The sequence below is a fragment of the Flavobacterium denitrificans DSM 15936 genome, from assembly GCF_000425445.1.
Taxonomy (GTDB): Bacteria; Bacteroidota; Bacteroidia; order Flavobacteriales; family Flavobacteriaceae; genus Flavobacterium; species Flavobacterium denitrificans.
In genome coordinates this window covers 1,006,665-1,021,806 of sequence record NZ_KE384377.1, presented here as the reverse complement: position 1 = coordinate 1,021,806, position 15,142 = coordinate 1,006,665, and the positions used below count along the sequence as shown (strand labels likewise).

Here is a 15,142-nt window from a genome sequence, read left to right as displayed (position 1 = left end):
AAAAAACCTCAAATTCACAAGAACTTGAGGCTTTCTTTTTATTTATATCCAAGCGACATGAAACGTAGCACATGAAACTTGAAGCAAAAGTCTTAATCATTTTGATTTTTCATTCCGAATAAATCTCCTTTTTGATACAATTTCAAATCTTCTTGTAAAGCTGGATAATTTCTTTGTGTAACAGCTGGTGCATCTAAAGTGCTTAAATCAGGTTTTCCTGCATTTACCCACGCTGTGTACCAAAAACTTGCTGTTGCCGCGATAGCTTTTCTCATTTGGCTCTCTACCATTCCATTCAAATCTTTGTGCAATTTTTCAGCATATTCTTCAGAGAAAACGGCGGTATTATATTTGGTTTTCAAAATTTTGCCTTCAGCATCTTTTTTAAACACTCCATCTTCTGGAGTTGAAGTTCTCAATTTTTTATCAATATCCAATAAAGGCTTAACCAAACTATGTGTATCATTAATCATAGCCCAAACTGCTTTATGAACATCTTCATAATATTGCGCTTCAGGAACATTAAGTTTGTAGTTCTTTGCATATAACTCAGGTAATCTACTTTCCCAAAGCGAATGAATTCCTTTCTGATCACTCAATTGTCCGTCATGATTTGCAGAAGTGTGCAGAGGCATGTGCGCATCTCCAATATAATGTCCTAAATCTGCCGCAAGAAACAAGATTTCTGCTCTATTTTTATCCTTAAAAGCTTTTGTCAACTTTGCCATCATATCCTCAATATACCAAGGCAAAATTCCGTTATCGTTCAAAAATTTAGCATCATATTTTTGTTTTGCTTCTTCTAATGTCTGAGGAAAGGCATCAGCAGGTCCAAAATTTTCCATATCAAAATAATGCCTTGCATTTTCATCTTTATAATTTAAAGCATATTTGCGAATATCTGGAACAGAAGCTTCCTGAGTAATAAAATCAATGTGATTGTAAAAGAATACTTGAACTTGTTTTGGCAAAGCCATTACAGCTGCTTTGTTGATTCTTTCATGGCCTACAATACCCCATGATAAAGTAAAAAAACCAATAATTAAAGCTAATAAGGCAATTAACCTTGGTCTCATTCTGAAATTTTTCATTTTGTTTTTGTTTTTTGAGGGGGCAAATCTACAGATAATTTAAAGATAATTCAAAGAATACCTTATAAGATTGTCCTAATTTTACTTTTTATCTATTTTAAGCCTTATAAGTACCATAATTTCATTTTAAGATCATTTTTTTCTTTGTAAGTTTGATTGGACTAAATCATTTTACTATGCGCCTTATTAGTTTATATTTTTTTCTTTTCGTTTCGACTATTTCTTTTGCACAAGAAGTTGATATACAACTCAAAGACATCAACGATACTATATTAAATACTAAACAAACATTAAAAATTAATGATCCTCTAAATGCTGAAACAGCCATGCTTAAATTGTTTTCAGGAAAATTATACAAAATGACAGGAAAGCCAATTGCCAAAATTTCGAATGCAAAATAATTTAGTTTAAAAATACAATCGCTATTAATGCCAAAACTGCAATAAACAACCAAAGGAAAATTCCCTGCAATAAAGGCTTTATCCCTACCGCTTTTAAAGTATTGAAATTTAAAGTAGCACCAATTAAAAATAAGGTTATAGTTAATCCAGTTTTAGCAACATTTACAATATGTGGCGCAAAAACAGAAACAGTTGAAACATACGAATTCAGCAACATCGCCAAAATAAAGAATCCAATAAAATAAGGGATTTTAATTTTTGAGTTTTTGTTTTTGAAGACAAATGCAGTAATTAACGAGATTGGAATAATCCATAATGCTCTGGCTAATTTTACAGTCGTTGCCACCTGCAAAGCTTCAGTGCCATATTTATTAGCAGCGCCAACTACAGAACTAGTATCATGAATGGCTATTGCACACCATAAACCAAAATCTTGTTGTGATAAATCTAATTGGTGTCCAATAAAAGGAAAAACAAACAGTGCAACCGAATTCAATATAAAAATGACACCCAAAGCAATTGAAGTCTGATTTTCGTTTGATTTGATTACTGGCGAAATTGCCGCAATTGCGCTTCCACCACAAATTGCCGTTCCGCATGAAATTAAATGTGAAGTTTTTTTCTCGTTTTTAAGCCATTTTCCCAAAAGAAAACCAAAAATTAAAGTGCTGAAAATTGAAAACACCGTCAACAAAAACCCCTCTTTCCCAGCTGAAACTGCGCTAGAAGCATTCATTCCAAAACCTAAACCCACGACAGAAAATTGCAATAAAAATGTTATTGCTTTGTTATTGAATTCCATGAAAGGGTTTCCAAAAACATTTACCATGATAACCCCAAGTAATAATGCAATGGGTGGTGAAATTATTGATAACAAGCATAACAAAATTATTAATCCAAAAATTAATTGCTGTACCGGTTGATTAATTTCAAGTAATTGCGAAGCGGGATGTTGTTGCGTTTTCAAAATAATATAATTGATATTTACTTTGCAAAGTTCCATGGATTAAACGGAAATTGCCAATCGCAAATAACAATCCGTTATAACTTCAAGTTATAGTAATTTGAAATATTCTGAATAAACAATTCAGACAAAGGATCTGATTTTCCTAATAAAGTGATGATGTAAAAATAGCGTTCAATGGTCAAGTTTTCGACATCCAACACAATTAATTCTTTGTTTTTCAACTCATTGCTTACCGCATGAATCGACATAAAAGCAAAACAATCCGAATTTAAAAGATACGACTTTATGCTTTCTGTGCTTCCTAATTGCATTTCGATCTTTAAATCAGAAAGTTTTAAATTGATTTTTTTCAATGCAAATTCAATAACCTCTAGTGTTCCAGAACCACGTTCTCTGGTTATGAACTTCATTGACTTTAAATCGGTTACTGAAATCTCATTTTGTTTTGCCAATAGATTTTTGCTGCTGCAAACCAAAACTAATTCATCTTTCAAAAATGGAATGTATTTAATCGACTGATTTTTGGATTGTCCTTCAACAATTCCGATTTCGATTTCTTTATTGATTAAAGCATTTTCTATTTGTTCTGTATTTCCATTCAGCAAATTGACTTTTATATCTTTTTGCTTCTGATGAAAACGGGCCAAAACAGGCGAAATAACATATTGTGAAATAGTTGTGCTCGCTCCTAATCGTAATAAACCTTGGCGCTCGCTGATAAACGAACTCATTTCAAAATCTATCTCTCGGTAAATTTCAAAAATATCTTTTGTATGTTTTAAGAGAATTTGCCCAGCTGGAGTCAAGGCAATTTTTGACCCGTTTCGTTCAAAAAGTTTTGTTTTATAAGTTTCCTCGAGTTCTTGAATGTGTTTTGAAACTGCTGGCTGTGTAATATACAATTCGGTTGCCGCTTTAGTAAAATTAAGGCGGAGGGCAACGGTGTAAAATACTTTTAGTCTGAAATCCATATTGTCTCAAATTACTCGTTTCAATCAAAGTAAACCTTAGTAGACTTTGTTTGGTAATCATTTCCGATATAAATATTCTTTTGCTTGTAATTCCTAATGTAATGATAATAAAAACGCTCTTCAATCATCTTTGATTTACATATACAAAAAGTTTGATTTTTATCAACACCAAATTGTATTAAATCCTTTTTGCCACCACTTGCAATAGCATACTGCACATCTAAAAAGATTTTTATTTTATCACACTCAATGAGATTCTCTATTTTCGGAATTTCAATATTAACAAGACTTGCATCTGTCTTATTAAACTTCAAAACATAAAAATTCCCTAGGTTAACAGCTTGCCCCAGCTCAGGTGTAACAAATATATAATTCTGTGAAGCGAAAAAATTACTATTATTTCTAAATTTATTATACTGCGTAAAATCATTTTCATAATTAGGCAACTCCTTAAAAGTGTAAACCTTCTTTAAATTAGTCTCTAAATTAACTTTGTTAAAAGAAACATTCTTTGTTTGATAAGATGGCTCAAAAAAATAAAGGCTTTTATCCTCTAAAGACAAATAAGCAAAACCTTTTTCTTTTTTTATAGGTTTTCCGTCTAAATATATAAGTTCATTTTTAAAATCATTAAAAAATAGAATTTTATTCGACTTTGCATATTCAGCAATATTTGAATCTTGTAAATATTTCTGGGTATTCAAATCGAAATCAAAAATGAAATATCCAGCAAATTCATCAAAAGTACTTCTGTTAAAAATACATAGCGAATCATTAAATTCTTTAAAATACGGCTCTTTATAAATTTTGCCTTGATTGATTTTTATTTTATTTAAAACCTTTTTGCTTTCCAAATCAATTTTATAAAGAAAATAAAATCTATTGTCACTGTCTAAATACTCAAAATTCAACACATACAAATTTGAGCCTTTTAAATATGTCCCTATAATTTCAGGCTCAACTTTTTCATCAGACTTTAATTCAATTACATTTTGAGAAAAAGATTGAAAGCCAAAAACAAAACATAAGAATAAAAAAAAGTCCCTCATAAATAGACAATATTAAAGCATAAAAACAAAAAAACGATTAAAGCAACCCATTATACTTTCTAACAAACCATTCTGTTGTCAATAAAGCAGCAATTAAAATCAATAACCAAACCCAATCAATTATTGGAGTTTTAGTTGAAATATTTTTCTCGATTGATTTGTATTCTTTGTTTTCCAAAAGCGTATTGATCAAATCATCCGCTTGATTTTCAAAGAAAGCTTTTCCGTTTGTTTGCAACGCCAATTGCTTTAGTTTTAAAACGTCAGGATTTACGAATTGTTTTTCGATATCAAAATCTAAGATTTCGAAATGACTTGAATACGAAGTATTTGAATTTACTTCTTTTACTGTAAAATTGTATTTTCCGGCAGTTAATCCGTCAAGATTTACAGAATAGGAATTATTTCCTTTTAATAAATCATAGTTTTTGCTTTGCTTCGTTTCGGCATTGGTAACCGAAATTGTCAATCTTGCTTTTTCGTCAAACTCGTAGTTTTTATTGAAATACTGAGCATTGATAATAAGTTCATCTCCTGAATTATAAAAACTTTCATGTGTTACAACCAAAGATTTTTTTGAAGCCGAAGTTGCCAAAAACTGAATGATCTTATCTATAAAAACATCGTATTTTTCAAATGACTGATTGTCAATATGACTTTGCAAGCGCCATTTCCAGCTGTTTTCTCCTAAAAGGAAAGCGGTTCTTTTTCCTTGATTTTCGGCGAAAGCCAATAAAGGAGCATTTGTCGAAACATTTCTGATTCTTGAAGATAGCAAAACAGAAACATTTCCGTTAGTTGAAATTGTCCCGAAAGCGTTTTGCAAGGGCGGAAAATTTTCAAAACCGATATCATCAATGGCAAACAAATTAAACTGAGATTGAAATTCAGATAAATAATCTTCTACCTGTCCGCTCATTTTAAAAACAAGATTATTTTGTTGCTGATTTAAAAAATTGAAATCGGTGTTGTTTCCTGTAATAATAAACGTGTTTCTTCCTGCATTTTTATTGTTATCAAAAACGGCTTTAAACGATGCGTTTGGCTGATACAAAACCAAAACCGAAGCTTCTTGCAACTGATTAATATCGTTTGGCTTAACCAAAATTACTTTACGTTGCGCATTAACTTCAATTGAACGTTTCAAAGCTGCGATATCAGGATGATTTATAGCCGAAACAATTGCAATTGTCGATTTTTGATCAATAATTTCGACTGCAAAATTCTTAATATTATTGTAACTGTTTTTCTCTTTTGTACTAGAAGAAATTGATGCTCTGAAAATCTGCAACCCAACTTTATCTGCTGGCAAAAGCAAATTCAAAGACGCTGTTTTTTTAGATGGCGAAAAGGAAAATTTCTCTTTTGCTACAACCGAATTTCCTTGCGAAATAGTGAAATCAGCAGTTGCTGGTTTATCTCCAGAATATTGAAGAAAAACTTCGACCGGAAATTTATTTTTATGAAAAGCGTATTTATTTACATTTAGCTGATTGATTTTTAAATCAAAAAAAGTAGTTGTATCTCCCACAACCAAAGGATAAACTTTATTGACAGGATCAAATCGATATACATAATCGTTTCCTGTAGTTTGATTTCCGTCAGTAATAATAACCGTTGGGAAAGTCAGGTTTTTGTTGATGCTTTTTAGATTTTTGGCAACTTCATCAAGATTGGTTTGTTTTCCTTTAAAATCAAATTTATCTGAAGACTTAAAATCAGCATCAAATTGATACGACTGAATTTCAAATTTCTCTTTAAGAGCTGGATTTGAAATTAATTTTTGATATAATTCAACTGCTTTTTTATCTGATTTCAAAGCTTCAATCGAGCTTGAATTATCAACGGCAATTGCCAAAGGCGTTTTTATAACTTCAAGCGAACTTTTGGAAATTATTGGATTTATCAGTAAAACTAATAATCCAAAAATGGCTAAAAAACGCAAAAAAGCCAAAAACCAAATCAGATTTGATTTGGTTTTGGCTTTAAAAAAATATTGAAAATACGACAAACCACCAGCTATTACTAAAGAAAGCAATAATAATAAAATCGAGTTTGTAGTCATATAGTTTTAGTATTCAGTATCAGTTTGCAGTGATCAGATTAAAAATTGTGTTCTGTTCCAGAGTCAGATTAAAAAACTTAGCCCCTCAGTCCCGAAGCTTCGGGATAACAACTTAGAATCTTAGGTAAGCATTCCTCCACAAACGTTAAGAACTTGTCCTGTAACGTAAGCACTCATATCTGAAGCTAAGAAAAGACAAGCATTTGCAACATCTTCTGTAGTTCCTCCACGTTTCAACGGAATTCCGTCTCTCCATCCTTTTACTACGTCTTCAGGTAATTTTGCAGTCATTTCAGTTTCGATGAAACCAGGAGCGATTGCGTTGCAACGGATATTACGAGAACCTAATTCAAGTGCTACAGATTTTGTGAAACCAATTGCACCCGCCTTAGAAGCTGCATAGTTAGTTTGACCAGCATTTCCAGAAACACCTACAACAGAACTAATATTGATAATAGAACCAGCACGTTGTTTCAAGAATGTTTTTTGAATTGCTTTTGTCATATTAAAAACCGACTTTAAGTTAACATCAATAACTTGGTCGAAATCAGCTTCAGACATACGCATTAATAAGTTGTCTTTCGTAATTCCGGCGTTGTTGATCAAAATATCAACTGTTCCAAAATCTGCCAAAACAGCGTCAACAAAAGCTTGCGCTTCGTTAAAATCAGCAGCGTTAGATTGATAACCTTTAGCTTTAACTCCTAAACTATTCAATTCAGCCTCAAGAGCTTCTGCAGATGCAGCAGATGAACTATATGTAAATGCTACGTTTGCGCCGTGTTTAGCAAAAACTTCTGCAATTCCTTTCCCGATTCCGCGGCTAGCGCCCGTAATGATTGCTACTTTTCCTTCTAGTAATTTCATATTAAGGTATTCGTTTTTATTTTTTGAATTACAAATATAGATTATTTGGGCGTTTAATAAAATTTGGAGTGCAAAAAATGGCATATAATCTTCCTAAACAAGAAAAAAAGCAACTCATAAAATGAGTTGCTTTTCCTCCAAAATTAAAAACAAAACTAAAAACTAATTAAGTTGCCAAGTCGTCATTCTAAAAGGGCTTGACGAACTTGTAAAGGTGTAAACTGTATTGTTGTAAAATAATTTAAAACTTTCCTTTTTTACATAAAGTCCATTTGGATCCATTAAGTTTTTATCAAAACCTGCTAAAAATGCTGGCGTTGCAACAGTTGTGTTTCCATTCCAAGATTTATGTTTCAAAATGATTTTTTTGCCAACCGGATCTTCCACAACATCAACATAATGTTGTAAAGCACCTCTACCTACAAACGTATAGTAGATAAATGTACCTAGAGAATGATTAAAATATAGTTGAACAGAAGCAACATATTGACCTGCAGGCAATGCTGCATTAATCTTTTCAATTTCAGCAAGGAATAATTTTGAATTTGTTGGCGCATCGGCGGTATAATCATCCGGATAATAGCCAAATGCTGCAAAAGGTTTTCCTTTAAGAAGTATTTTATAATCATCTGTCAACACTAAAGGCTTTTCTGTGTATTTAATAACAGCACTTACTCCATTTGTACCCGTGGCAGTAAAACTTCCAGTAGCATCATCATAAATAAAAGATGTTAATTTTTGATCTTTTACAACAACTGCAGGACTTACGATAATACCTGTTGGTGTATATGCAATTCCCATATCATAACTTTGTGAATAACCCGCTTCAATAGAATTTGCTTCTGCAAAACGAGTAACTTCAGCAAAACTAAAATCAAATTGATGTTTTGTTGTTCCATCATTCGTTTCCAACAATCTAAATAACGGACGAGCATCAGAACCAATAACATTTTGTTCCATATCCATATGCTTTGGAAGATTTTCCCAATCCGCTGCAGTTGCTTTTACAAAACGAAGTTCTTGAACCGTTCTATTTGTTTTAAAAATGATTTCGCCATTTTCTTGACCATAATACAGAAATTGGAAATCGCCTAAATATCCTTTTCCACGTAATACATCGATAGGATAGCTATCTGAATCTGATAAAAGATGAATTCTATTTCTCGTTGTAAAAGTTAAGCTTACAGTACTTCCTAATTGTATAGCATATTCGCTTTTATACGTTTTAGTATCATTGTCAAAATCCGAAGCCATTTGTACTGTTCCGTCAGCGGCAAATTTGAATAAGTGCGTATAACCGCCCAAAATGGTGTTATCTGTAAAATAAACCGCTTTCCATCCGTACTCAGAAGTTAGCAAGACATCGCTTAATTCTTTTTTTTGTGCGTTTAATCTTTCTGTTGGCGTCTGTTCAAATTTTTGTTCAGCATCAGTACTGCTACAACCTGTAAAATGCAATGAAATTATTATCAGGGCTAGATATTTCAATATATTTTTTGCTTTCATAATCTTCATTTGTTAGTTGTTAATTACAGCGTTAGTATTTTTTTCAGCTTCGTCGCGCAACTTATAGAAATCCATATTGTAAGCATCTTTATAATACTTAACTACAAGAGCTTCTTTTTCTTTGATTTGCGCAACGGCAGTAGGGTTTGAAATTGACGCTAAAATTGCATCATATTCGGCTTTAGAATTAATCAGCATCATTGAAGCCATTTCTGCAAAATCTTCGTTGATGTTGCTTCTGGCATAATTTGTAATAAAACCAATTTCTCTCGACTCTTCATCAGAATACAAATGCCAGCTCGCCGTATAACCAGATGGTGTAATTTTTGCCCAACTTTTTTCGTCAAAAGGTTTATTTTGATTCAAAATATGAACATATTCGTGCTGGATCGTATGAAGAAACTGTTTGATATTTTCTCTATTTTTCTTATCTACATAATCGGTTTCAAAAAGGGTAACACGCTGCCCTCCTTCTGCTAAACCTAAGGTTTTAGTTCCGACAGTATTTAAGTTCACGCCACCAATCAAAACAAATTCTCTCGGTGCAATTTTCTTTACAAAATCAGGTCCGCCAATAGCTTTATAACTTTCCAACCAAATTTTCTGAACGATTTCAAGCGCTGGTTGTACTTTTTCTACCTGCGGAGGAAATAAATATCGATTATTGTCAACCGTGTTTTGATTCCACTTGTATTGCACATTAATGTTGTACGGAACAAGATAATTTGCTGTGATCCAATTGTCCAAAGCCGTTTTTTGTGGCTGTGTAAAATCTAACTGGCTTTCTCCCGGTTGTTCTTCGCTGGCGCAGGAAATCAGTGTTATTATTAATAAAAACACCCCAGCAATTTTAGTATATTTTGATAATTTCATGTCTTTTCAATTAAAGTTTTTATCTCGGATTTGACTCAATACCATTGCTTGACGCGTGAAGCGGAATCTGAATTGCTCTTCGTTTATCGTCTTTTACTAGCGTATTTGTTGGCTTATTGATTGTTTCATGTTTTACTACGATATTAAATCGCTTAACATCTAAATATCTCATCCCTTCGTGAATAAAATCTCTTCTTCTTGTTTCTGCAATTGCTTTGATATACGAAGTCTGCACCGGCGTCATGGTGTAAAATGGCGTGTACTCATTGTCAACTACGGGATATTTTGCTACAATTTTGGCCTCAGTTAATTTATCTGTTGCCGCGTTGTAATTCGTCGTTCTAGTTGCAAGGAAATATTCCAATTCTCCGTTGGCTTCTGCAATCTGCCCTTTCATAACGTGCGCTTCGATTCTGTTCAGGAAAAACTCATCATTGCTCAGCAAAACCTCTGCTAAATATCCGTTTCCAATGTTTGCCGTTACGTTAGTATACTTGAAATATTCATAAAACTTTGGCACAAAAGCCGTTATAAAACTGTTTCGTGAGTAAATAGAATACAACCAAGATTTTCCGAAAATATTTGTTGGAGTACCTAATATCTCATTATATCGAGTTCCAGAAAGGAAAAATCGGCTTGCAGAAGACCCACCATAAGAAGCTCTTGCATAATACGATTCTGGAGAAGCAACCAGCAAATTTGTTGGCTCATCGCTATCTGCATAGCGCATATTTTGTGTTTGGAAATCATCTAATTTATAAGAAGCATAATCCCTTAGTTTTCCGACAGGTTTAGAACCTAAGTCGTTAGACAATTCAATTACGCGATCCCAATTTCCTTTTATTAAATAGAAACGGCTTGCAAAAGCTTTTCCAGCTTCTTTATTGAAATGAAATTTCGGCTCTGAATAATCATTTGTTAATAATGGCAAACCTTCCTCAATATCTTTTTGAAGCAAGTCAAAAACTTCAGCTATTGTATTTCTTGTGTATTTTGTAATCAAAGCCGTTTCTGGTTTTGTTACATACGGAATTCCTAAATCTTTATCTGCTGTAGCGGGATTATAACGTTGCGACCAGAAAGAAACCAACATAAAATGTGAATATGCTCTTGCAAGCAAAGCCTCCCCTTTTTGCGGATTTAAACTTTTTGGGCTTCCTAATTCTTCGATGGCTTCAAGTGCTTTGTTTGCGTGTGCAATCGCACTGTAACATGCGTCCCAATAAGCCGCTTGAGTGTCAGTGTCAGTTTCACTTTGAATTTCCCAATTGTAGTTTTGCTCATTTTTTCGTAGCGTATTAGCCAAACCACTATCAAAAACATTATCCGTCATGGTTTCTGCAAAGTCGAAATAACTTTCCTGAGGATATGCATTTACCAATAATTCAGAGATTTTTTCTGGAGTATCAATTTCGGTTCTATTATCTGGTTTTTCAGAAAGAAAATCATCACAACTAGTAATACTTAGAAGTACTAATAGAAATAAAGTTATTTTTATCTTTTTCATAATTTTAAATATTATAATGAAATGTTTAGAGTAAAAGTATATTGAGACGTAACCGGCAATGCTACACCTCCAGAATTTCTAAATTCAGGATCTTGTCCGTTTAGTTTTTTATCTGAATAAACCAACCAAGGATTTACTGCCGAACCCTTTAATGTAAAAGTGCTCACGCCAATTTTCTTTTTGAAATCTTTTGGAAATTCCCAGCTCAAAGAAATGTTTTTTAATCTCACAAAATCACCGCTCGCGATTCTAACATCAGAATAATTGTAAGTATTGTATGCTCTCGCAAGTGTACGCTCTCCTCCATAATTTGCATTTAATCTTTGGTCAGCAATAACCGGAACATTTGTGAAATTTTCATCTCCTGGATTAATCCAACGGTTGGTGAAATCTTTTGTAAATACAGTCAAATCATCATAAGTACTATCATAAGCAGGATTCAAACGAACTTTGTTTCCGCCTGATCCAACAAAAAAGATATATAACGACCAATCTTTATATGTAAAAGTATTTGCAAGACCAATTGACTTATTTGGCTCAATTGAACCTTCATATTTCAAATATTTTGTAACATCTTTATTATCTTGAAAATCTGCCCCAGTAATATTATCAGTTTCACCATCTGCCATAATAAAAGTTGGCAAACCTTGCTGGTTCAAACCTGTAAATTGGTATGAATACAATGAATTTCTGGGATGCCCAATTGTGTTTCCGCCATTTCCATCAATCAAATCAAAAGCAGTCGGCTTGTTTTCTAATTTGGTTATTTTCTGGCTATAAACAGAGAAATTAAGCGTTGTTGACCATTTGAATTTATCGGCAACAATATTTCTTGTAGTAAAACCTACTTCAAGACCTTGTGTTTCCATATTGGCATTGTTTCCCTGTTTAATACGTTGTCCTCCAATACCTGAAGTCACTACATAATCAACCAAGTCAAAAGCTTTTCGACGGTAGATATCAGTTGTTAATGCAATTCGGTTACGGAACATTCCAAGATCAACACCTAAATTGGTTTCGTATTGTTTTTCCCAAGTCAAATCGCCATTTTGCAATTCGTCGATTCTGATTCCCGTTTCTCTGTCATCAAGATTCAAACGATCTGTGATGAAACTTTTGTAAATAGCCAAAGAATTTGTTGCGGGACCAGCCGTTGCTGTCAAACCATAAGAACCTCTTAAACTTAAACTGTTTACAGATTCAACATTTTTCATGAAATTTTCTTCCGAAAGATTCCATTTTCCACTGAAAGTATAGGTTGGAAGCCATCTTGATGACCCGCTGTCTCCTTGTCTGTTTGATCCGTCGTAGCGCCCTGTAACGGAAGCTGTATAACGACGATCGTAAGTATATCCTACTTTTCCGAAGAAACCAACTGTTCTTTCTTTTTCTTCACTAAAACCATAATAAGAATCTCCGGCATTGATGATTTTTTCCAATAATCTTGGATCTGTAAAAGCTGTCATTCCTCTGTCGTACTGAATTCCGGCGGCAACAAAATTATCGCTTGTTCTATCCACCACTCTCATCTCTGTCCCAAAGAAGCCTTCTAGTTCATGTTTCTCTTTAAATGTATTTCTATAACTAACACTATTTCTGATGTTATATGAAGTCATATCATTTGTAAACTTTCTTAAAAATCCACCGTTTGGCAACACCGAAACTTTTGGCGCTGTCAAATCATTTGGATCTTGGTACAAAAAGATATTTTCATCTCTCACAATCGTATTTTCCATTGCGTTGTATGCGCCAACAACATTCGAATCTTCTAGTATTTTATGCTCACGAGTTGTGTTTGCATAACGTGCAGAAGCAGTCAAATTATACGTCCATTGTGGGCTTATCTTGTAATCTAAATCCATTTGAAAACGAATATCTTTTACATTGATTTCCATGAAGTTGTTTGCCAACTCGTTGATAATATTCATTGGAGCCCAATTGTTTCTATAATATTCTAAGTTCCCATTATCATCATAAGGCCTAAGCGTTCTGCTTGTATTTAATACATAATTAAACGGGTTAATGTCGAAGTCACGAGTTACTTTTCCGAAAACAACATCTTTTTCACTTTCATAACTCCCTGGCGCCCCTTGATCACGAATAGAAGCCAGTGTAGACAATGTAATATTCAACTTATCATTGATAAAAAATGTTCCTTTAATGTTTGATGAAAGCTGTTTTACATCATCAGCAATAGTCCATCCTGGATCTGTGTAATAACCTAAAGAAGCATAAAATGTATTGTTTTTGCCTCCTCCAGAAAAACTCAAAGAGTGATTTTGAGTCAATGAAGGTCTAAACAAAGTACCAAACCAATCTGTATTTGCCAATTCGTATTTTTTCAAGAAATTATTTCGGCTAACTGGATCGTTATTAACCAAATAAGTACCTGTTTCTGGATTGTATGTATTGATTGCTCTTCCTAAAAGGTTGTATGCTCCACCATATCTTCCATTTACTGTAGATGGCAAATCAAGGTATCCTTTTGCTTCCATTTCTTTAAAAATACTCATTGATTCCTGCGAATTCAAGATATCGTACTGACTGTAATTGGGTACTGTTCTAGCGGTTTGCTCTATCGCATAACTTATTTTTAGAGGAGAATCTCTTCGTCCTTGCTTTGTGTTCACTACCACCACTCCATTTAGCGATCTTGAACCATAAATTGACGTAGCCGATGCATCTTTAAGAATTTCAATGCTTTGAATGTCGTTTGCATTCAAACCGGCAACAGATGAGCTTAATAAAGTTTCAGAATTTCCAGATGCCAAGTCGGCAAATGTTAAATTAATAATGTCCTCTTGTACTACACCGTCAATTACCCACAATGGTTTTGTGTCTCCAAAAATTGAAGACGAACCACGAACTGTAATTTTTGGTGCTGTACCAAAAGTCCCCGTGACATTTTGAACTGTAACTCCGGCAGCTTTTCCTTCGATCATTCGGCTTACGTCAACTACACCATCTATTTTTAATTCACTTCCAGAAATTTTACTAATTGCTCCAGTAAAAGTTCTTTTAGATGTTTTTTCATAACCTGTTGTTACTACGACTTCTTTTAAATTTTGACCTAATTCTGTCAAAACAATAATTGGTGAAGTATTTGATGTTCCAATTTCTTTTGTTTCCATCCCCACATAAGAAATCACTAAAACTGAACTGTTTGCAGGCATTTCAATAGAAAAGTTTCCATCAAAATCGGTCAAAACTGCAATTTTAGTTCCTTTTGCCAATACCGTTGCACCAGGAAGAGGGCTTCCTGTAACATCTGTAACTTTCCCTTTAATAATAGGACCCGCTGTAAATATATTTGATATAGCATCATGATTTGTCGTGCTCGAAAATGAATCTGATGACGCATTTTTCTGCAAAACAATCTGATTACTGACTTCTGAAAAAGTTATATTAAATGGAACCAGAATCCTACTAAGGATACTAGCTAATGTTTCTTGATTTGCTTCAATGCTAACTTTTTGGTTTAGTTGTGGCAATCTTGAATTATAAGAAAATTTTACCTGCGCAGACTTTTCAATTTTAGATAATGCGTTGTCTAAAGTCAAATTTTCAACTGTAATTGTAACTTTAGTATCTAACTTTTTTTGCCCATTTACACTGTTTGCCATTGTAACACTTGAAAATACAAGTGCTAAGACAAACTGAAATAGTGTTATTTTCATGATTCGATGGAGTAATCGTTGTTTACCAACTGGTTTTTTCATAATTTTGGTTTGTTTTGATTAATACTGATTCGCGTGTATTTTAAGAAACGAACTGAATTGCTCTTTACAGAGAGAAATTCAATCTCATAAGTGTCGATAATGTTACAGCATTTCGGCACTTTTTTT

11 protein-coding genes are annotated in these 15,142 nt (G+C 33.3%); 1 reads left to right on the top strand and 10 read right to left on the bottom strand.

Annotation, left to right across the window (positions count from 1 at the left end; all coding sequences use genetic code 11):
* Window positions 1-92: 92 nt before the first annotated feature.
* Window positions 93-1,091, bottom strand: a complete 999-nt coding sequence (locus tag H600_RS0116380; RefSeq protein ID WP_026729801.1) for a zinc dependent phospholipase C family protein — start codon at window positions 1,089-1,091, stop codon at window positions 93-95.
* A gap of 176 nt (window positions 1,092-1,267) precedes the next feature.
* On the opposite strand from H600_RS0116380, the gene H600_RS0116375 reads away from it, so the two are divergent.
* On the top strand, window positions 1,268-1,492 hold the full coding sequence (locus tag H600_RS0116375; RefSeq protein WP_026729800.1) for a hypothetical protein: 225 nt from the start codon (window positions 1,268-1,270) through the stop codon (window positions 1,490-1,492).
* A 1-nt stretch (window position 1,493) separates the two neighbouring features.
* Here H600_RS0116375 and H600_RS0116370 read toward each other — a convergent pair whose 3' ends face one another.
* The 9 genes from H600_RS0116370 to H600_RS0116330 all read right to left on the bottom strand — a co-directional run bounded on the left by H600_RS0116370 (window position 1,494) and on the right by H600_RS0116330 (window position 15,016).
* Window positions 1,494-2,495 carry a YeiH family protein gene (locus H600_RS0116370; protein WP_209320126.1) on the bottom strand — a complete coding sequence of 334 codons (1,002 nt, stop codon included), beginning with the start codon at window positions 2,493-2,495 and terminating at the stop codon, window positions 1,494-1,496.
* 38 nt (window positions 2,496-2,533) lie between these two features.
* Window positions 2,534-3,430: a LysR family transcriptional regulator gene (locus H600_RS0116365; RefSeq protein WP_026729798.1), complete on the bottom strand. Its 897-nt coding sequence runs from the start codon at window positions 3,428-3,430 to the stop codon at window positions 2,534-2,536.
* A 20-nt stretch (window positions 3,431-3,450) separates the two neighbouring features.
* Window positions 3,451-4,479: a hypothetical protein gene (locus tag H600_RS0116360; RefSeq protein WP_026729797.1), complete on the bottom strand. Its 1,029-nt coding sequence runs from the start codon at window positions 4,477-4,479 to the stop codon at window positions 3,451-3,453.
* Between the two features lie 37 nt (window positions 4,480-4,516).
* On the bottom strand, window positions 4,517-6,544 hold the full coding sequence (locus H600_RS0116355) for a hypothetical protein (RefSeq protein WP_026729796.1): 2,028 nt from the start codon (window positions 6,542-6,544) through the stop codon (window positions 4,517-4,519).
* A 120-nt stretch (window positions 6,545-6,664) separates the two neighbouring features.
* The gene (gene fabG / locus H600_RS0116350; protein WP_026729795.1) at window positions 6,665-7,411 is read right to left on the bottom strand and encodes a 3-oxoacyl-[acyl-carrier-protein] reductase; all 747 of its coding nucleotides are present in this window, start codon (window positions 7,409-7,411) and stop codon (window positions 6,665-6,667) included.
* A gap of 162 nt (window positions 7,412-7,573) precedes the next feature.
* A complete protein-coding gene (locus H600_RS0116345; RefSeq protein WP_026729794.1) occupies window positions 7,574-8,917 on the bottom strand; it encodes a DUF4302 domain-containing protein in 1,344 nt (447 codons plus the stop codon).
* A 12-nt stretch (window positions 8,918-8,929) separates the two neighbouring features.
* Window positions 8,930-9,790: a zinc-binding metallopeptidase gene (locus H600_RS0116340; RefSeq protein ID WP_026729793.1), complete on the bottom strand. Its 861-nt coding sequence runs from the start codon at window positions 9,788-9,790 to the stop codon at window positions 8,930-8,932.
* A gap of 19 nt (window positions 9,791-9,809) precedes the next feature.
* On the bottom strand, window positions 9,810-11,297 hold the full coding sequence (locus tag H600_RS0116335; protein WP_026729792.1) for a RagB/SusD family nutrient uptake outer membrane protein: 1,488 nt from the start codon (window positions 11,295-11,297) through the stop codon (window positions 9,810-9,812).
* An 11-nt stretch (window positions 11,298-11,308) separates the two neighbouring features.
* Window positions 11,309-15,016 carry a SusC/RagA family TonB-linked outer membrane protein gene (locus tag H600_RS0116330; protein WP_026729791.1) on the bottom strand — a complete coding sequence of 1,236 codons (3,708 nt, stop codon included), beginning with the start codon at window positions 15,014-15,016 and terminating at the stop codon, window positions 11,309-11,311.
* Window positions 15,017-15,142: the final 126 nt, after the last annotated feature.